At 73.1% G+C, this 17,533-nt stretch carries 13 protein-coding genes; 5 read left to right on the forward strand and 8 right to left on the reverse strand.

Annotated elements, in window-relative coordinates; genetic code table 11:
- Nucleotides 1-262 precede the first annotated feature (262 nt).
- Together K7I03_RS09640 and cutA are read right to left on the reverse strand one after the other, a co-directional pair.
- Entirely contained in the window at nucleotides 263-1,024 is a 762-nt protein-coding gene (locus K7I03_RS09640) for an ATP-grasp domain-containing protein (RefSeq protein WP_185941163.1), read from the reverse strand.
- Nucleotides 1,025-1,087: 63 nt separating this feature from the next.
- Complete coding sequence (gene cutA / locus K7I03_RS09645) at nucleotides 1,088-1,423, reverse strand: divalent-cation tolerance protein CutA (RefSeq protein WP_185941162.1); 336 nt, start codon at nucleotides 1,421-1,423, stop codon at nucleotides 1,088-1,090.
- 130 nt (nucleotides 1,424-1,553) lie between these two features.
- Between cutA and K7I03_RS09650 the strand changes: the two genes are divergently transcribed.
- Nucleotides 1,554-1,862, forward strand: coding sequence for a hypothetical protein (locus tag K7I03_RS09650; RefSeq protein ID WP_185941161.1), 309 nt, complete (start codon nucleotides 1,554-1,556; stop codon nucleotides 1,860-1,862).
- Nucleotides 1,863-1,894: 32 nt separating this feature from the next.
- On the opposite strand, the gene K7I03_RS09655 is transcribed toward K7I03_RS09650, so the two are convergent.
- The 6 genes from K7I03_RS09655 to K7I03_RS09680 all read right to left on the reverse strand — a co-directional run bounded on the left by K7I03_RS09655 (nucleotide 1,895) and on the right by K7I03_RS09680 (nucleotide 7,786).
- Nucleotides 1,895-2,110 carry an EF-hand domain-containing protein gene (locus tag K7I03_RS09655; protein ID WP_185941160.1) on the reverse strand — a complete coding sequence of 72 codons (216 nt, stop codon included), beginning with the start codon at nucleotides 2,108-2,110 and terminating at the stop codon, nucleotides 1,895-1,897.
- 58 nt (nucleotides 2,111-2,168) lie between these two features.
- The gene (locus tag K7I03_RS09660; RefSeq protein WP_221902594.1) at nucleotides 2,169-2,927 is read right to left on the reverse strand and encodes an N-acetylmuramoyl-L-alanine amidase; all 759 of its coding nucleotides are present in this window, start codon (nucleotides 2,925-2,927) and stop codon (nucleotides 2,169-2,171) included.
- 527 nt (nucleotides 2,928-3,454) lie between these two features.
- Nucleotides 3,455-3,958 (reverse strand): ATP-binding protein, encoded by a 504-nt coding sequence (locus K7I03_RS09665; protein ID WP_185941159.1) that lies wholly within the window; start codon nucleotides 3,956-3,958, stop codon nucleotides 3,455-3,457.
- Between the two features lie 310 nt (nucleotides 3,959-4,268).
- Nucleotides 4,269-5,036, reverse strand: coding sequence for an enoyl-CoA hydratase/isomerase family protein (locus tag K7I03_RS09670; RefSeq protein WP_185941158.1), 768 nt, complete (start codon nucleotides 5,034-5,036; stop codon nucleotides 4,269-4,271).
- An 83-nt stretch (nucleotides 5,037-5,119) separates the two neighbouring features.
- A complete protein-coding gene (locus K7I03_RS09675; RefSeq protein ID WP_398856893.1) occupies nucleotides 5,120-6,355 on the reverse strand; it encodes a L,D-transpeptidase in 1,236 nt (411 codons plus the stop codon).
- A gap of 165 nt (nucleotides 6,356-6,520) precedes the next feature.
- Nucleotides 6,521-7,786, reverse strand: a complete 1,266-nt coding sequence (locus K7I03_RS09680) for a L,D-transpeptidase (protein ID WP_185941157.1) — start codon at nucleotides 7,784-7,786, stop codon at nucleotides 6,521-6,523.
- A gap of 214 nt (nucleotides 7,787-8,000) precedes the next feature.
- Here K7I03_RS09680 and glgX point away from each other — a divergent pair, with 214 nt between their 5' ends.
- From glgX to K7I03_RS09705, 4 genes are all read left to right on the forward strand, one after another.
- On the forward strand, nucleotides 8,001-10,355 hold the full coding sequence (gene glgX, locus K7I03_RS09685) for a glycogen debranching protein GlgX (protein ID WP_185941156.1): 2,355 nt from the start codon (nucleotides 8,001-8,003) through the stop codon (nucleotides 10,353-10,355).
- A 51-nt stretch (nucleotides 10,356-10,406) separates the two neighbouring features.
- Complete coding sequence (locus K7I03_RS09690; RefSeq protein ID WP_185941155.1) at nucleotides 10,407-12,452, forward strand: ABC transporter ATP-binding protein; 2,046 nt, start codon at nucleotides 10,407-10,409, stop codon at nucleotides 12,450-12,452.
- 44 nt (nucleotides 12,453-12,496) lie between these two features.
- The gene (locus tag K7I03_RS09695) at nucleotides 12,497-14,335 is read left to right on the forward strand and encodes an ABC transporter ATP-binding protein (RefSeq protein ID WP_185941328.1); all 1,839 of its coding nucleotides are present in this window, start codon (nucleotides 12,497-12,499) and stop codon (nucleotides 14,333-14,335) included.
- Between the two features lie 789 nt (nucleotides 14,336-15,124).
- Complete coding sequence (locus K7I03_RS09705) at nucleotides 15,125-17,407, forward strand: M4 family metallopeptidase (protein ID WP_185941154.1); 2,283 nt, start codon at nucleotides 15,125-15,127, stop codon at nucleotides 17,405-17,407.
- Nucleotides 17,408-17,533: the final 126 nt, after the last annotated feature.

The raw sequence follows: 17,533 nt of genomic DNA on the forward strand, positions 1-17,533 counted from the left end.
CCATTTTCCGACACGTTGGCGCGTCGTGTGCCGCGGGTGGCACGTTCGGTCCTGGGCAGGGCCGCCTCGACCTGGGCAATCTGGAACGGCCGCGGGCTGCGGCGGCCGGAAACGGACGCTGCCCGTCCACCGGCGGCCGGTCAGGGCCGCGCGGATCGGGGTGCGAGCGGGTACGGGGGTCCGGCTCGCGCTCCCACGTCATTCGACCGACGACCATCAGGAGGGGAGTCGTCGGACGGCTGACGCCACAGGGGCCCCACCGCTACCGGAGGACGCGCCCCCGGACGAACGGACGGTCCCGGTCCGCGAGCGCCGCGCACGGCCCGGCGGCCCGCAGCACGACGTCGAGGGCCGTGTCCGGGTCGGTGGTGTAAAGGCCGCTCGCCCACGCGGCGTTGGCCTCGATCACCGCCCAGCCGTCCGCGACGGTCCCCACGTCGACGACCACGGCGGAGGGCAGCGTGTCCGCGTGGGCGGCCAGCAGGTCGGCGCCGAAGCGGGCGGCGTCGGGCGCCAGGGGGCCGAGGGCGAGCCGGCCGCGTTCGCCGTACCGGCTCCCGCCGCGCACCGCGCCGTCCAGGACGAACAGCCGGTACTCGGCGGTGAACTCGACCACGTCGCTCACCAGGACGGTCGTGGCCGGGTCGACGGCGTCGGGACCGGGCAGCCGCGAGCCGTCGGCGTAGACCATGGCGCGTATCCCCTTGTCGTTCGGGGACTTGACGAAGGCGGGCCGGCGGAGGCCGTACGCTTCGCCGATCGGCACCGCCCGCACCTCGCGCCGGGTGCGCTCCCGCGGCAGCCGGGCGAGCCAGTCGGCGGGGGCCTCCAGCGGGGCGATGCCCAGCGCGGGCGCCACGGCGTCGACGAACGCCGGCCCGGCGTGCAGGTGCTCCGCGCGGAGCCCGTCCGGAACGGTGAAGTCCGGCAGCCGGACGGTACGGAGTCCACGCCGGACGGCGGCGTCCCGGACGGACTCGGCGGAGGCGGTGAGGCGGGGTGGCAGGACGAGCGTGGTGGTCATGGGCGGCGATCCTCGCGTACGGGAGCGGGGAACGCTCGTGGTTTTCCCCGGCGCCCCGGGACCTCAGGAAGCGCCCGTCTCCGAGCGCAGCCACGCCAGGTAGGCGTCGCTGCCGGCGGTGATCGGCGTGGCGATCACCTCGGGGACGTCGTACGGGTGCCCGGCGCGGAGGTGGGCCTCCAGCTCCGGGTAGCGGGCGCCCGTCGTCTTGTAGAGGACGCGCCACTCGGTGTCGGTCTCGATCGCGTCCTGCCAGCGGTAGACGCTGGTCACCGGGCCGTCGACCTGGGCGCAGGCCGCCAGCCGGCGTTCGACGGCGTCCTTGGCGAGGCGGCGGGCGGTCTCCTCGTCGGGGGCCGTGGTCAGCACGGCGAGGTACGGGGGCGTCGCGTCGTCCATGGAACCGACCGTATCGCGGGCGCGGGGCGCTCCGGTACGGCGGCGGGGAGAGCGGCCGTGAGGAACGGCCGGACCCTGCCGCTACGGCGGCCGGGGCCCGTTGTCAGTGGTGCCGCGTACGCTCACGAGCATGAGTTACGCAGACCTGCGCGAACTCCACAGCGCGCTCAACACCGCTTCGGACATCGCGTACGCCCTGGAGTCCCAGCCCACCGCCGAGGAGGCGGGGCAGATCGTCGACGCCCTGCGCCGGGCGCTGGACGCGGCCCGTGCCCTGGGTGCCGCGCACGGCGCGACGGGGTGCTCCATGCACCCCAAGGGCGCGGTGGACCCGCTGTACGGGGACAAGGAGGATCCGCTGCCCCCGGGCTGGGGCCGCTGCCTGCTGTGCAACGACGCGCGGCGCCGGGCGGGCGCCCAGCGGCGGGGCGGGCGCTGACCCGCCCCGGGCCGCCGGGCCCGAGGCGCCGGTCAGCCCTTGTTCTGGGCGGCCCAGAACTCGTCGAAGGACATCAGGCCGTCGCCGTTGAGGTCCTTGGAGTTGATGATCGCCTGGGCCACGGTCTCGGTGACGTACGGGTCGCCGAGCCGGGCCATGGCGCTCTTGTACTCGGCCGCGGTGATGAAACCGTCGCCGTTGGCGTCGAACTGCGCGAACACCTTGCGCGCTTCGTCGATGTCAGCCATGTGGGCCTCCCCTGTTCTGCCGCGCACCGTGCGTCGCGGGCTTGTTGACCGGCACAGATTAGCCGCCCGCCGGAGGACGTCCGGCCCCGCCCGCCGGGAGGTGACCGGTCACGAGTCCCAGGTAGCGGTCCCAGTCCCAGTACGGGCCGGGGTCGGTGTGCGTGGAGCCGGGTACCTCGACGTGCCCGATGATGTGGTCGCGGTCGGCGGGGATGCCGTAGCGCGCGCAGACGGCGGCGGCGAGCCGGGCGGAGGCCCGGTACAGGGCGTCCGTGAAGTACTCGGGCCGGTCGATCCAGCCCTCGTGCTCGATGCCGATGCTGCGGGTGTTGTAGTCCCAGTTGCCGGCGTGCCAGGCGATGTCCCGCTCGCGGACGAACTGGGCGGTGTAGCCGTCGGCCGAGGCGACGGCGTAGTGCGCCGAGACCTTGGACTTCGGGTCCTGGAAGATCTTCACGGTGTCCGGGAAGGTCTCCTGGGTCACATGGATCACGAGGTACTCGACCGGGTACGAGCCGGGGCGGGCGGAGACCGTGTAGTTGGCGCTGCTGGCCGGGATCCAGTGGGTGGGCGGGTAGGACTCCGGGGGCCGGGAGGCCGCCGACGCGGCCGGGCGGCCGACGCTGAAGGCGGTGGCGGCGCCCAGGGCCGCCGCCCCGAGGAGCGTGGCGGCACCGCCGAGGGCGCGGCGGCGGCGCACGCCGGCCGGGCCGGGGCCGGGCGCGTCCACCGGGCCGGGGCCGGGCGCGTCCTCCGACGGCGAGGCGTCCAACGGCTCGTCGTGCAACGGCTCGTCGTTCAACGGCTCAGCGTCCATGGGGCCTCCAGGAGGCGCGGGGGAACGTCGGACGGGGACATGACACTCGCAGCGGCCGGGGTGCGCAAGCACCGCCGCGCCCCGGATCCCCCCTCAATTTTCCGGAATGGTCTGCACCTATTTACCGTGCAGCCGCATATCCATAAGTTACTCGGCGGATTGATTCATGGAAAAGAAGGCGAGTGGCGCAACTCACCTTCGATTACCCTGAGCCATTTGGGAAATCACCCGCAAACCGCCCCATATCCACCCTATTGAGGTTTGGCCGGGCACCATCCCGTCTGCCATAGTCGGAGCCACGACCCCCATTGACCCGGGCTCGGTCGTCATACGCCGCGGAACACACCCCACTTCTCCGCGGCGCCAGCAAGAGGCCCCCACCCGTCGCAGGACGACGGACCGGGGCCTCTCGGCGTACCGGGGGAAACGGAAGGCGATCTTCAACGCCCCCGCCCGGAGAGCGCCCGCGGGGAAAGCACCCCTCGCGGAAGGCGCCCCGCCCGGAAAGCGTCCCGCGCGAAAAGCGGTCAGCGGTCGGCGACCCGCATCTCGAACCACGTCGTCTTGCCCCGCGCCAGCAGGTCCACGCCCCACCGGTCGGCCAGCCGGTCGACGAGGAACAGCCCGCGTCCGCTGATGTCCAGCTCCCCCACCGGCACCAGGCAGGGCAGCCCGCGCGAGGGGTCGCGCACCTCGGCGCGGATCCAGCCCCGCCGCCGGGCCAGCCCCAGCCCGAAGTGCCGGGCGCCGGTGTGCCGGACGGCGTTGCCGACGAGCTCCGAGACCAGCAGCACCGCGTGCTCGGCGAGCCGCTCGGAGAGCCCCCAGTGGTGGACGATCACCGCCCGGGTGAGCCGCCGCACGGCGACCGTGGATTCCGGGCAGGAGGGCATCCGGATCTCACGGACCGTGGGGTCGCCGTACCGCTCGAGCGCCTTGAGCGCCAGTTCGTCGTCAACCGCCGGAGCCCAGCGCGTCCCGGCCGTACCGACCCCGCGTCGCGGCTGCTCCGTTCCCTCCAGACCCGCCATGCCCCCATGATGGCGGCCGAAAAGCCGTCCGGGAGTGGAACCTTCGGATTCGGTTTTCCGGAAGAGGCCGCTCCGAGGGCCGTCGACGACATATGCCAGGGGCTTCATTCGCCCCCTCGCACCACGACTGACCTGCGGCGATCGCAGATGCGCAAAAGATCGACGGAGGTACCCCACCGGGTCAACACCAAGGGTCCGCAGGGCCCTTGAAATTCCCCCACAAGAGGCAACCCCCGGAACCCGATCCTCCGTGTACGCACGGTCGGGCCAGGGGGTCACTCCCTGTCAGTACCTCCCAAGCGGTCCGGAATCAGACGAACTTGGCCTTGCCCGGACCGTCCTCGACAAAGCTGCGCATACCGATCTCCCGGTCCTCGGTGGCGAACAGCCCGGCGAACCAGTTGCGTTCGATGGCCAGTCCGGTGTCGATGTCGGTCTCCAGGCCGGAGTCCACCGACTCCTTCGCGGCCCGCAGCGCGATGGCGGGACCGGCGGCGAGCCGGGCCGCCCAGGCGTGCGCCTGCTCGTACACCTCGGCGGCCGGGACCACCCGGTCCACCAGGCCGATGGCCAGCGCCTCGTCGGCCTTGACCTGACGGCCGGTGAAGATGAGGTCCTTGGCCTTGGACGGGCCGATCAGCCGGGGCAGCCGCTGGGTGCCGCCCGCGCCCGGGATCAGGCCGAGCAGGATCTCGGGCTGGCCGAGCTTGGCGTTGTCGGCGGCGATCCGGAAGTCGGCGCAGAGCGCGAGCTCGCAGCCGCCGCCCAGCGCGTAGCCGGTGACCGCGGCGACCACCGGCTTGGGGATGCGCGCGACGGCGGTGAAGGCGTCCTGGAGCGAGCGGGACCGGGCGATCATGGCCGGGTGGTCCATGTCCCGCATCTCCTTGATGTCCGCGCCGGCCGCGAACACCTTCTCCCCGCCCCAGAGCACCACGGCCCGCACGTCCGCGCGGTGGGTGAGCTCCTCGGCCAGCTCGCGCAGCCGGTCCTGGGTGGCGATGTCCAGCGCGTTCATCGGCGGACGGTCGAGCCGGACGGTGCCGACGCCCTCCGCGACCTCAAGATGCACAGTCATGGCAGCAGGTTAGACGCCGGGAAACGGCGGCGGCCCGGTGCACTTGGTCACAGTGCGCCGGGCCGTACCGAACGGGGAAGGGGTCAGCTGCTCTTCGTCCACTCGGACCACGGCATGTTCCAGCCGTTGAGGCCGTTCTCCGGCTGGATCACCTTGTCGTCGGAGTTCTTCACCACGACCACGTCACCGATCATGGAGTTCTTGAAGAACCAGGCGCCGGGCATCGAGGGGTCGCCGCCGCCGCGCTGGTCCTCCAGGCCGACACAGCCGTGGCTCGCGTTCTCGGAGCCGAAGGTGTCGTGACCGGACCAGTAGTTGCCGTGGATGAAGGTGCCGGAGGTGGACAGGCGCATCGCGTGCGGCACGTCCTTGATGTCGTACTCGCCGCCGAAGCCGACCGTGTCGCCGTTCATCCGGGTCACTTCGTACTTCTCGCTGATGACCATCTGACCGTTGTAGGTCGAGTGGCCGGGGGCGCCCGCGGAGATCGGGACGGTCTTGATGACCTTGCCGTCGCGCTCGACCTTCATGGTGTGCGCCTTGGCGTCCACCGTGCTCACCTGGGAGCGGCCGACGGTGAACTTCACGGTCTTGTTCTGGGTGCCGTAGACGCCGGGTCGGCCCTCGACGCCGTTGAGGTTGAGGCTGAGGGTGACCTTGGTGCCGGCCGCCCAGTACTTCTCGGGGCGGAAGTCGACGCGGTCGTTGCCGAACCAGTGCGGCTTGACGTCGACGGCGGGCTCGGCGGTCACCTTGACCGCCCGCTCCACGGCCTTGGGGTCGGTGATGCCCCGGCTGAAGGTGAGCGAGACCGGCATGCCCACGCCGACGGTGCTGCCGTCCTCGGGCGTGAAGTAACCGGCGAAGGTGTTCTTCGGGGTGAGCGTGGTGAACGACGCGTGCTTGGCGGACTCGCGGCCGTCCTTGTCCCTGGCGATGGCGTCCACCGAGTACTTGGTGGAGGCGGCCAGGTGGGCGGCGGGCTCCCAGAGGGACCCGCCGTTGGATATCTTCCCCTCTATTCGGCCGCCCTTGCCGTCCGTCACCTTCACCGACGTCAGGCTGCCCTGCTCGGTGGTGACCTTGAGCGCCCCGCTGGTCTTCACGTCGGTCGCGCCGTCCTTGACGGCGATCGAGACGACGGCCTGGGACGGGCCCTCGGCGCTGACCTTCTTGCCCGCCTTCTTGCCCGCGTCCGAGCCGTCCCCGTCGCCTCCGCACGCGGTCGCCACGGTCATCACCGCGGCCAGCACCAGGGCGGACAGCGCTCCCCGGCGTCCCCTCGTCCCGGTTCTTCCGGACAGCGGAAACACGTTCACTACGGTCTCTCCTCATCGCACGGCCCGCGGCCACGCGGCGCCCCCGAAGCGCGTCCTCCGCGCATGGCGATAGATAACCATACGGATCGGACAGCCCGGTCCCGTGAAGGTCACCGTTGCGTTCCAAGTGGCACGCGGCCGGGGGTGCATAGGGTGCCGACCGGGTCAATCCACCCCCGTCGGGGAGTCCGTGCGGCCCAGTGCGGAGCCCGCGCGCCATTCCTCCCAGGTCAGGTTCCAGCCACCCAGGCCGTTGTCGGGGAGCACCGGGCGGCGCCCGGAGTTGATCACTTCGACGGTGTCGCCGACGAGCGAGGCGCCGTAGAACCAGGCGGCCGGGGTGACGGCGGTCCCGTGCTCCGCGTCGCGCAGGCCGATGCAGCCGTGGCTCACGTTCCGGGCGCCGAACGTCCCCGCCGGGACCCAGTAGTTGCCGTGCAGGAACGTTCCCGTGGCGGTGAGCCGCATCGCGTGCGGGACGTCCTTGATGTCGTACGCGCCGCCGAAGCCGACCGTGTCCCCGTTCATCCGGATCACCCGCGCCTTCTCGCTGATCACCATCCGGCCGGTGTACGTCTCGGTGCCGGGGCCGCCCGTGGTGACCGGCACCCTGCGCAGCGTCCGGCCGCCGCGGACCACCGTCATGGTGTGGGTGGCGGCGTCCACGGTGCTCACCTGGTCCCGGCCGACCCGGAAGGCGACGCTCCGGCGCTGGAGCCCGTAGACGCCGGGCGCCCCGCGGACGTCGCGCAGCCGCAGGTCGACGGTGACGAGGGAGCCGGGCGTCCAGCGCCGGCGCGGCCGGAAGTCCAGCCGGTACGCGCCGAACCAGTGGCCGGCGACCTCGGTCCGCGGCCGGGCGGTGACCCGGACGGCCCGCTCCACCGCGGCCCGGTCGACGACCGGCCGGCTGAAGGCGAGCGAGACGATCATGCCCGTGCCCACCGTGGCGCCGGGGGCGGGAGCGACGGCCGCGACGAAGCGGTGCGCCGGGACGTACGTCCTGAACTCCGTGTGCTGGGTCGCCCGGTGGCCCTCCGCGTCCCGGGCCACCACGTCCACGGTGTAGCGGGCGGCGAGCGCGAGCCGGCGGGCGTCCGGCCGCCAGCGGCGTCCGTCGGCGGAGATCCGGCCGCCGACCGCGCCCCGGACGCCGTCCCGGATCCGCACCGCGCGCACCCGTTCCAGCCGCCCCTGCCGCACCCGCACCTCGAACCGGTCCGCGGCCCGGACGTCCCGGGCGCCGGCGCGCGGGGTGACCCGGATCAGCCCGGCGACCGGCCGCGGGTCGTCCGAGGGCGCCGCCGCGGACGACACCGCGGGGTGGGGCCGTGGCGCGCGCGGGGCGTCGGAGGCGCAGCCGCAGAGGGTGGCGAGGGCGGCGAGGGCGCACAGTCCGCGCAGGGCGCGCGGGAGGGCAAATCCTGTCACATCCGTCCCAACGACCCGGTTCCCCACGGGAAACGTGTCGGCACTCGCTTGCCGCTCCCGCTCACACGTGTGAGCGCATGCGCGGAACCGGGCAGGAGTGGGAAGGAAACCCCGAAGGAGCCCCGGGACGCGGGGCGGAGGCCGTACCGCCGGACCCCCGGAAGGGACGCCGGGTGCCCGGTGCGCGCCGTCCAGAGCCGCCGGAGGCGAACACGTGTCGAGCACACCGGAACAGGAGACGGGGCGCCGCCCCCAGGCCGGACCGGCGGCCCCGGCGGCCGGTGCCCGGGCCGCCGCCGTCAACGGACGGCCGGTGGCCCGCGGCCCCGGGGGAGCCGTGTGGCCGGGCTCCCCCGAGCCGCTGGGGGCCTGCTTCGGCGTCGGCGCCCATGGGGTCGCCGGGACGAACTTCGCCCTGTGGGCCGGGAGCGCGGAGGCGGTGGAGGTGTGCCTCTTCGACGGTGAAGACGGCGGCCGTCAGCGCGAAACCCGGCACTTCCTGGGCGAGTTGACGCACGAGATATGGCACGGCTTCCTGCCCGGCGTCCTGCCCGGGCAGCGCTACGGCTTCCGTGTCCACGGCCGCTGGGACCCCTGGACGGGCGCCCGCTGGAACCCCGCCAAACTCCTGCTCGACCCGTGCGCCCGGGCCGTCGACGGCGACTTCGGCCACCCGCCGGGCCGCTCGGGACCGCTGCCGCCGGAGCTGTACGGGCACGTCAGGGACTGGCCGCAGCAGCACGTCGCCGACACCGTCCGCGACGAGCGGGACTCCGCCCCGTACGTCCCCAAGGGCGTCGTCGTCGCCCCCGACGGCGTACCGGCCGGCGCCCACCGGCCGGGCACGGCCTGGGCCGACACCGTCATCTACGAACTGCACGTCCGCGGCTTCACCATGCGCCACCCCGGCGTGCCCCCGGAGCTGCGCGGCACCTACGCGGGGCTGGCGCACCCGGCCGCTCTCGACCACCTGGTCCGCCTCGGGGTGACGGCCGTCGAGTTGCTGCCCGTGCACCAGTTCGCCCACGAGGACCACCTGCTCCGCCGCGGCCTGCGCAATTACTGGGGCTACAACTCCATCGGCTACTTCGCGCCGCACGCCGCCTACGCCGCCACCGGGACCCGTGGCCAGCAGGTCGGCGAGTTCAAGCGGATGGTGCGGGCGCTGCACGCGGCCGGCATCGAGGTCATCCTCGACGTCGTCTACAACCACACCGCCGAGGGCGGCGAGCTCGGGCCCACGCTCTCGCTGCGCGGCGTCGACAACCGCCGCTACTACCGGCTCCAGGACGACCCCCGCCGCTACGCCGACTACACCGGCTGCGGCAACACCCTGCACGTCGTCCAGCCCAACGCGCTCCGGCTGATCACCGACTCGCTGCGGTACTGGGTGACGGAGATGGGCGTCGACGGCTTCCGCTTCGACCTGGCGGCGGCGCTCGCCCGGGCGATGCGCGCCGTCGACGGCCCGGACATGCTCTCGCCGTTCCTCGCGGTGATCGCGCAGGATCCGGTGCTGCGCCGGGTCAAGCTGATCGCCGAGCCGTGGGACGTCGGCTCCGGCGGCTATCAGGTGGGGCACTTCCCCCCGCTGTGGACGGAGTGGAACGACCGTTACCGGGACGCCGTACGGGACTTCTGGCGCGGCGCCCTCCCGGACGTACGCGACCTGGGCTACCGGCTCTCCGGCTCCAGCGACCTCTACGCCTGGGGCGGCCGGCGCCCGTACGCCTCCGTCAACTTCGTCACCGCGCACGACGGGTTCACCCTGCGCGACCTGGTGAGCTACGAGCGGAAGCACAACGAGGCCAACGGGGAGGGCAACCGGGACGGCAGCGACGACAACCGCTCCTGGAACTGCGGCGCGGAGGGCCCGACGGACGACCCCGGCGTGCTCGCCCTGCGCCGGCGGCAGGCGCGCAACCTGCTGACCACGCTGCTGCTCTCCACCGGGGTGCCGATGCTCGTCGCGGGCGACGAGATGGGCCGCACCCAGGGCGGCAACAACAACGCCTACTGCCAGGACAACGAGACCGGCTGGGTCGACTGGTCGCTGCTGGCGGACCCGGGCTGGCGCGCCCTCGCCGACCTGGCCTCCCGGCTGCTGGCGCTCCGCCGCGCCCACCCCGTGCTGCGCAGCCGCGCCTTCTACTCCGGCCGGCCGCGGTCGTCGGACGGGCTGCGGGACCTCGCCTGGTTCACCGCGCGCGGCACCGAGATGACAGAGTCCGACTGGTACGCGCCCGCCGCCACCCTCGGCATGTACCTCTCCGGCGGCGACATCCCGCAGCGCGGCCCGGACGGCACGCCCGTCACGGACGACAGCTTCCTCGTCGTCCTGCACGCCGGGGACGCGCCGATCCGGTTCACGCTGCCCGGACCGCCGTGGGCGGAGGCGTACGAGCTGCTCGTCGACACGGCCCTGGAGGAACAGGAGACCGCACCGGGCGCGCGTCGGCCGGCGGGCGCCCCAACCACTCTGGAGGCGCGGTCCGTTGCGGTGTGGAAGGTGCTGCCGGGACGGGTGACCGGAGACGTGGCGGAGGACCGCGCCCGTCCCCCGGCCTAGGGCGGAAATCCGAGTGAGCGTTGTCAGTGGCGGGTCGTAGGCTCCCCACTGATGACCGGAAACCGTGAAGCACCCGGAGCCGAGGCGCACCGCTCCGCCGTGCGCTCGCTGCTGCGCCTGTGGCCGTTCGTGCGGCCGGCCCGCGGCCGGATGCTCGCCGGCGTGGTGATGGCGGTGTTCGCCTCGGCCATGAGCCTGGTGATCCCCCTGGCCCTCAAGTGGACCGTCGACGGCCCGATCGCCGACCGCGACCCGCCCGGAGTATGGCTCGGCGGGCTGGCGATCCTCGTGCTGGGCACGCTGGAGGCGGGCCTGTTCGGGCTCCGCCGGCTGCTGGTGGCCCGGCCGCTCGCCGAGGTCGAGGCGTCCATGCGGGCCACGCTCTACCGGCATCTGCAGCGGCTGCCCGTCGCCTTCCACGACCGGTGGGCGTCCGGGCAGTTGCTCTCCCGCGCGACCACCGACCTGATGCTGCTGCGCATCTTCCTGGCGTTCGCGCTGACCTTCCTCGTCGTCAACGGGCTGACGATCGTCATCGGCTTCGTCATCCTGCTGCTCCAGCGGTGGACGCTGGGGCTGGTGCTGCTCGCGCCGGTCATACCGCTGGTGATCCTCTGCCGCTCCTTCGAGGCCCGCTACTCCCTGGCCGCCCGCACCGCGCAGGACCAGGTCGGCGATCTGACCACGGTGGTGGAGGAGAGCGTCCTCGGCATCCGGATCATCAAGGGCTTCGGCCGGCACCGGGGACAGCAGCGGGCCTTCGCGGCGCTCTCCGGCCGGGTCCGCGCGACGGAGCTGCACAAGGCGCGGCTGCTCGGGGCGCTGTGGGCGGTCATCATGATCCTGCCCGAGGTGGCGATCGGCGCGGCGCTGGTCCTGGGCGTCCGCGAGGTCGCCGACGGCGGTCTGACGGCGGGGGCACTGGTGGCGTTCCTGTCGACGGCGCTGGCGCTGCGCTGGCCGGTGGAGTCGATCGGGTTCCTGCTGGCGCTGTCCAACGAGGCCGCCACGGCGACGGACCGCTACTTCGAGGTGCTGGACGTCCGGGTGCCGGACGACGCGTCGGCGTCGGAGGGCGTGCGGGTGTCGCGCGACGCGCCCGCGTCGGAAAGCGCGCCGGCGCCGGCGGACGCGTCGCCGCCGGATGGCGCTTCGGCAGCGGGGGACGCTCCGGCGTCGGAGGGTGCGTCGGCGTCGGAAGGCGTGCCTGTACCGGGGGACGTGCCCGTGCCGCCGGGCTCGTCCCCGCCCCGGAGCACGCCGGTGCGCGGGAACGCGCCGTTGCGGGTGGGCGCCGCGGAGGAGACCGCCGCCGGGGACGGACTGCGCCTGGAAGGCGTCGAGTTCCGGTATCCCGACGCGCCGCCGGACGCCCCGCCCGTGCTGCGCGGCGTCGATCTGCACATCCGGCCCGGGGAGACCATGGCCCTGGTCGGGGCCACCGGCAGCGGCAAGACGACGCTGACCGCGCTGATCCCCCGGCTGCACGAGGCCACCGCCGGCCGGATCACCCTCGACGGCCGCGACATCGCCACGCTCCCCCGCGCGCGGCTGCGCGAGCTGGTGGCCGTGGCGTTCGAGGAACCCACCCTGTTCAGCGCCTCCGTGGGCGAGAACGTGCTGATGGGCGGGGCGGCGGCCGGGCCCGCCGAGCTGGAGCGGGCGCTGGCGGTCGCACAGGCCGACGGCTTCGTCCACGCGCTGCCGCGGGGCACCGCCACCCAGGTCGGCGAGCAGGGCCTCAGCCTCTCCGGTGGCCAGCGCCAGCGCCTCGCGCTCGCCCGCGCCGTGATCGGAGACCCCCGGTTCCTGATCCTCGACGACCCGCTCTCGGCGCTCGACGTGCACACCGAGGCGCAGGTGGAACGGGCGCTGCGCGAGGTGCTCGCCACCACGACCGCGCTCGTCGTCGCCCACCGCCCGTCCACCGTGCTGCTCGCCGACCGGGTCGCGCTGCTGTCGGAGGGCCGCATCGCGGCCGTGGGGACCCACCATCAACTGCTGCGCGAGAACCGGGAGTACGCGTGGCTGATGTCCGCCCCCGAGGGCGGCCGGGAGCCGCACGAGGACCGTCAGGAAGGGGACGACCGACCGTGACCTCCACCGTCTCCGGGCCGCGGGACACCGGCGCCCGGCCGGCCGTGAGCGATACCGAGGGGCCCGCCGGCGGCCCTCGGGGCCCCGCCGCCGGCGATCCCGTCGCCCAGGACGTACTGCCCGCCCCCAAGGGCGCCTCGCTGAAGCTGCTGCGCTCCCTGCTGGCGCCGGCGCGCGGACGTGTGTGGCTCACGGTGTTGCTGCTGCTGGCCCAGCAGGCGGCCGTGCAGGCCGGCCCGCTGCTCGTCGCCGTCGCCATCGACCGGGCCGTACCGGCCGTCCGCCGGGACGACTACGGCCCGCTCGCCGCCGTCGGCGCCGCCTACCTGCTCTGCGCGGTGGCCTCGGGCCTGCTCCAGCTCGCCTTCGTCCGGGTCTCGGCCCGGGTCGGCCAGGACGCCCTGCTCGACCTGCGCGGCCGGATCTTCCGGCACGCGCAGACGCTGAGCGTCGACTTCCACGAGCGCTACACCTCGGGCCGGGTGATCTCCCGGGCCACCACCGACGTCGAATCGCTCCGCGAACTGCTCAACGACGGGCTCCAGGAGCTCATGGGCATCGCCGCGTCGGTCGTCCTCGTCTCCGCGACCCTCGCCTGGCTGGACTGGCGGACGGGCGCGGCGGCGGCCCTGTCCTTCGTCCCGCTCGCCCTCGTCATGCGCGGCTACCGGCGGCGGTCACTGACCGTGCACCGCCGGAAGTCGACGGCCACCGCCGCCGTCATCGTGAAGTTCGCGGAGACGATGAACGGCATCCGGCCGGTGCAGGCGTTCCGCCGGGAGGCCGTGAACGAGGAGCACTTCGCCGAGCTCAACCGCGCGCACCGGGAGACCAACGTGGACGCCATGCTCAGCATGGCGCGCTATGTGATGACCTCCCGGCTGATCTGCAACGTCTCGCTGACCGCGATCGTGGTCTGGAGCGCGTACCGGGTGGCCTCCGGCGGCCTGGAGCTGGGTGTGCTCGCGGCGGCGGTGCTCTATCTGCGACGGCTCTACGACCCGGTCGACCAGATCGGCATGTTCCTCAACTCGTACCAGTCCGCGGCCGCTTCGCTGGAGAAGATCGCCGGGCTGCTGGCGCAGCGGCCCACCGTCCCGGAACCGGAGCGGCCCGTCCCGCTGCCGCCGCGCCCTGCCGGCGACCCGGGCCGCGAGGCCGTCTTCGAGGGCGTGCGCTTCGCCTACCGCACCGGCGGCGAGGTCCTGCCCCGCTTCGACCTCACCCTCACCGCCGGCCGCACGGTGGCGGTCGTCGGCGCCACCGGCGCCGGCAAGTCCACCCTGGCCAAGCTGCTGGCCCGGTTCTACGACCCGACGGAGGGGCGGGTGCTGCTGGACGGCGTCCCCCTCACCGAGCTGTCCGGCGCCGAGCTGCGCCGGAACGTCGTGATGGTGACGCAGGAGGCGTTCCTGTTCTCCGGCACCGTCGCGGAGAACATCGCCGTCGGGCGCCCCGACGCCTCCCGCGCGGACATCGAACACGCCGCCAAGGCCATCGGCGCGCACGACTTCATCACCGCCCTGCCCGACGGCTACGACACCGACGTCCGCAAGCGCGGCGGGCGTATCTCCGCCGGCCAGCGGCAGCTCGTCGGCTTCGCCCGGGCCCTGCTCGCCGACCCGGCCGTCGTCGTCCTCGACGAGGCCACGTCCTCGCTCGACATCCCGGGCGAGCGCGCCGTCCAGCGCGCGATGCGCACGGTCCTGCGCGGCCGGACGGCGGTGGTCATCGCCCACCGGCTGTCGACCGTCGAGATCGCGGACCGGGTGCTGGTGATGGCCGACGGCCGCGTGGTGGAGGACGGCACTCCGGCCGAACTGACGGCGGGGACGGGGCGGTTCGCGGAGCTGCACCAGGCATGGCGGGAGAGTCTGGTGTAACCGGACGCCGCGGCGCGGGCGGCCGGGCCGTGGGCGGCCGGGCCATGGGCGAGCGCGCCACGGGCGAGCGCGCCCGACAGCGGGCGGGCTCCCGGACCGGGGCACGCGGGCCGGCGGCGCCGGCAGCGGAGAGCGCCCGGGACGGCCGCCCGCGGGCGGCCGGATCCGCCGGCACGGGTATGCCCGGAACGCCGTCCCCGCAACCGCCCCGGAACGGCCGCATCCGGCCATGCGCCGGCACTCCGTGCCGTCCGGCCGCGGGCGGCGGACCGCCGCATTCCGGCCGTCGGGCGAGGCGTCTTCCGGCCAGGTCCGGCGGGCCGGACACCCCTTCTCCGCCCAACTCCCGCATACCGCCCGCTATTCGGACAGCGATCTTTGGCCAACGGACATTTTCCGGCCAACTTGTTGACGCGCCCCTGACATACGACGGGGGGCGGTGGCACTCTTCACCACAACCGGCGCCGGAACACCCCCCACCCCCACAGCGAAACCCCCCACAGTTCCGCATCGAGGCTTCACCGTCGAAGCCTCCCCGTCGGGGCTTCACCCGCGAAGCACCCGCACCGAAGCACCCGCACCGAAGCTCCCGTACCGCCCCGTTGCACCCCTCGGGCCCCAACGGAAGCCTCACCCTCATCTCTCCCACCGCTTTCCCCGGCATTTCCAACGTTTTCCTCCTCTCTTCTCCACTGGTTCTGCCGTGAACTGCCGGCCGGCTCCCCACGCCGCCCGGTCGCCCATCCGGCCACACACCCACCGGTCGTGGTCGCCGCAGAAGGAGTCAGCGTGAGACCCACCCCCCAGAGACGCGCCGTCGCGACCGGCGCACTCGTCGCCGTCACCGCGATGCTCGCCGTAGGCGTCCAGACAACCTCGGCCAACGCCGGGCAGGACAAGGCCGCGCAGCCGGCCCCCCGGCAGTCGATCCACAAGCCCGACCCGGGCGCCGAGCCGGTCAAGCTGTCACCGTCGCAGCGGGCCGAGCTGATACGCGACGCCAACGCCACCAAGGCGGAGACGGCGAAGAACCTGGGCCTCGGGGCCAAGGAGAAGCTCGTCGTCAAGGACGTCGTCAAGGACAGGAACGGCACCCTGCACACGCGGTACGAGCGCACCTACGACGGCCTGCCGGTGCTCGGCGGCGACCTGGTGGTCGACGCGACCAAGAGCGGCCAGGTCAAGACCGCCGCGAAGGCCACCAAGCAGCGCATCGCGGTCGCCACCACGACCCCGTCCCTCGCCGCCTCCGCGGCCGAGAAGGACGCCGTCAAGGCCGCGCGCGCCAAGGGCTCCAAGGCCGACAAGGCCGACAAGGCGCCGCGCAAGGTCGTCTGGGCGGCCAACGGCAAGCCCCTGCTGGCCTACGAGACCGTCGTGGGCGGCGTGCAGGACGACGGCACGCCCAGCCAGCTGCACGTCATCACGGACGCGAAGACCGGCAAGAAGCTCTTCGAGTTCCAGGGCGTCAAGCAGGGCACCGGCAACAGCCAGCACAGCGGCCAGGTCACCATCGGTACGACCAAGTCCGGCAGCTCGTACCAGATGTACGACACCACGCGCGGCGGCCACAAGACGTACAACCTGAACCACGGTTCGTCGGGCACCGGCACCCTGTTCACCGACAGCGACGACGTCTGGGGCAACGGGACCAACTCCGACCCGGCGACCGCCGGCGTGGACGCGCACTACGGCGCCCAGCTCACCTGGGACTACTACAAGAACGTGCACGGCCGCAACGGCATCCGGGGCGACGGCGTCGGCGCGTACAGCCGCGTCCACTACGGCAACAACTACGTCAACGCCTTCTGGGACGACAGCTGCTTCTGCATGACCTACGGCGACGGCAACGGCATCCCGCTCACCTCGATCGACGTCGCGGCGCACGAGATGACCCACGGCGTCACCTCCGCCACCGCCAACCTCACCTACAGCGGTGAGTCCGGCGGCCTCAACGAGGCGACCTCGGACATCATGGCCACCGCCGTGGAGTTCTGGGCCAACAACCCGGCCGACCCGGGCGACTACCTCATCGGCGAGAAGATCAACATCAACGGTGACGGCACCCCGCTGCGCTACCAGGACAAGCCCAGCCGGGACGGGGCGTCCAAGGACGCCTGGTACTCCGGCCTCGGCGGCATCGACGTGCACTACTCGTCCGGCCCGGCCAACCACTGGTTCTACCTGGCCTCCGAGGGCAGCGGCCCCAAGGACATCGGCGGTGTGCACTACGACAGCCCGACCTCCGACGGCCTGCCCGTCACCGGCATCGGCCGGGACAACGCCGCGAAGATCTGGTTCAAGGCGCTGACCGAGCGCATGCAGTCCAACACCGACTACAAGGGCGCCCGCGACGCCACCCTGTGGGCGGCCGGCGAGCTGTTCGGCGTCAACAGCGACACGTACAACAACGTGGCCAACGCCTGGGCGGCCATCAACGTCGGGCCCCGCGCCTCCTCCGGCGTCTCGGTCACCAGCCCCGGCGACCAGACCAGCATCGTGAACCAGGCCGTCTCCCTGCAGATCAAGGCCACCGGTTCGACGAGCGGCGCGCTGACCTACTCGGCCACCGGCCTGCCGGCCGGCCTGTCGATCAACGCCTCGACCGGCCTGATCTCCGGCACCCCCACCGCCACGGGCACCAGCAACGTGACGGTGACGGTCAAGGACTCCGCCGGCAAGACCGGCTCCACGTCCTTCAAGTGGACGGTCAACACCACGGGCGGCGGCAGCGTCTTCGAGAACACCACCCAGGTGGCCATCCCGGACGCGGGCGCGGCCGTGACCTCGCCGATCGTCGTCACCCGGAGCGGCAACGGCTCCTCCGCGCTCAAGGTGGACGTGAACATCACCCACACCTACCGCGGTGACCTCACGATCGACCTCGTCGCCCCGAACGGGAAGACCTGGCGGCTCAAGAACTCCGACGCCTGGGACTCCGCCGCGGACGTCTCCGAGACGTACACCGTCGACGCCTCCTCGGTGAGCGCCAACGGCACCTGGAAGCTCAAGGTCCAGGACGTGTACTCGGGTGACTCCGGCACCATCGACAAGTGGCGGCTGACCTTCTAGCAGCCGGCACCGCAGGACCGGGCGCCGCCCGGGGTGAGCACCGACTCCCCCGGGCGGCGCCTTCGTTTTCCCGGGCCGCCCCGGCGCCCCACACAACCGGAATGGTCAATTCGACCGTTTCGCCCG

Source organism: Streptomyces mobaraensis (assembly GCF_020099395.1).
GTDB lineage: Bacteria > Actinomycetota > Actinomycetes > Streptomycetales > Streptomycetaceae > Streptomyces.

Excerpts from the sequence above, each read along its gene's own strand:
- K7I03_RS09665 (WP_185941159.1), bottom strand. The coding sequence starts at position 3,958 with ATGGCGGGTCTGGAGGGAACGGAGCAGCCGCGACGCGGGGTCGGTACG.
- K7I03_RS09655 (WP_185941160.1), bottom strand. The coding sequence starts at position 2,110 with ATGGCTGACATCGACGAAGCGCGCAAGGTGTTCGCGCAGTTCGACGCC.
- K7I03_RS09650 (WP_185941161.1), top strand. The coding sequence starts at position 1,554 with ATGAGTTACGCAGACCTGCGCGAACTCCACAGCGCGCTCAACACCGCT.
- K7I03_RS09690 (WP_185941155.1), top strand. The coding sequence starts at position 10,407 with ATGACCGGAAACCGTGAAGCACCCGGAGCCGAGGCGCACCGCTCCGCC.
- K7I03_RS09670 (WP_185941158.1), bottom strand. The coding sequence starts at position 5,036 with ATGACTGTGCATCTTGAGGTCGCGGAGGGCGTCGGCACCGTCCGGCTC.
- K7I03_RS09660 (WP_221902594.1), bottom strand. The coding sequence starts at position 2,927 with ATGGACGCTGAGCCGTTGAACGACGAGCCGTTGCACGACGAGCCGTTG.
- cutA (WP_185941162.1), bottom strand. The coding sequence starts at position 1,423 with ATGGACGACGCGACGCCCCCGTACCTCGCCGTGCTGACCACGGCCCCC.
- K7I03_RS09640 (WP_185941163.1), bottom strand. The coding sequence starts at position 1,024 with ATGACCACCACGCTCGTCCTGCCACCCCGCCTCACCGCCTCCGCCGAG.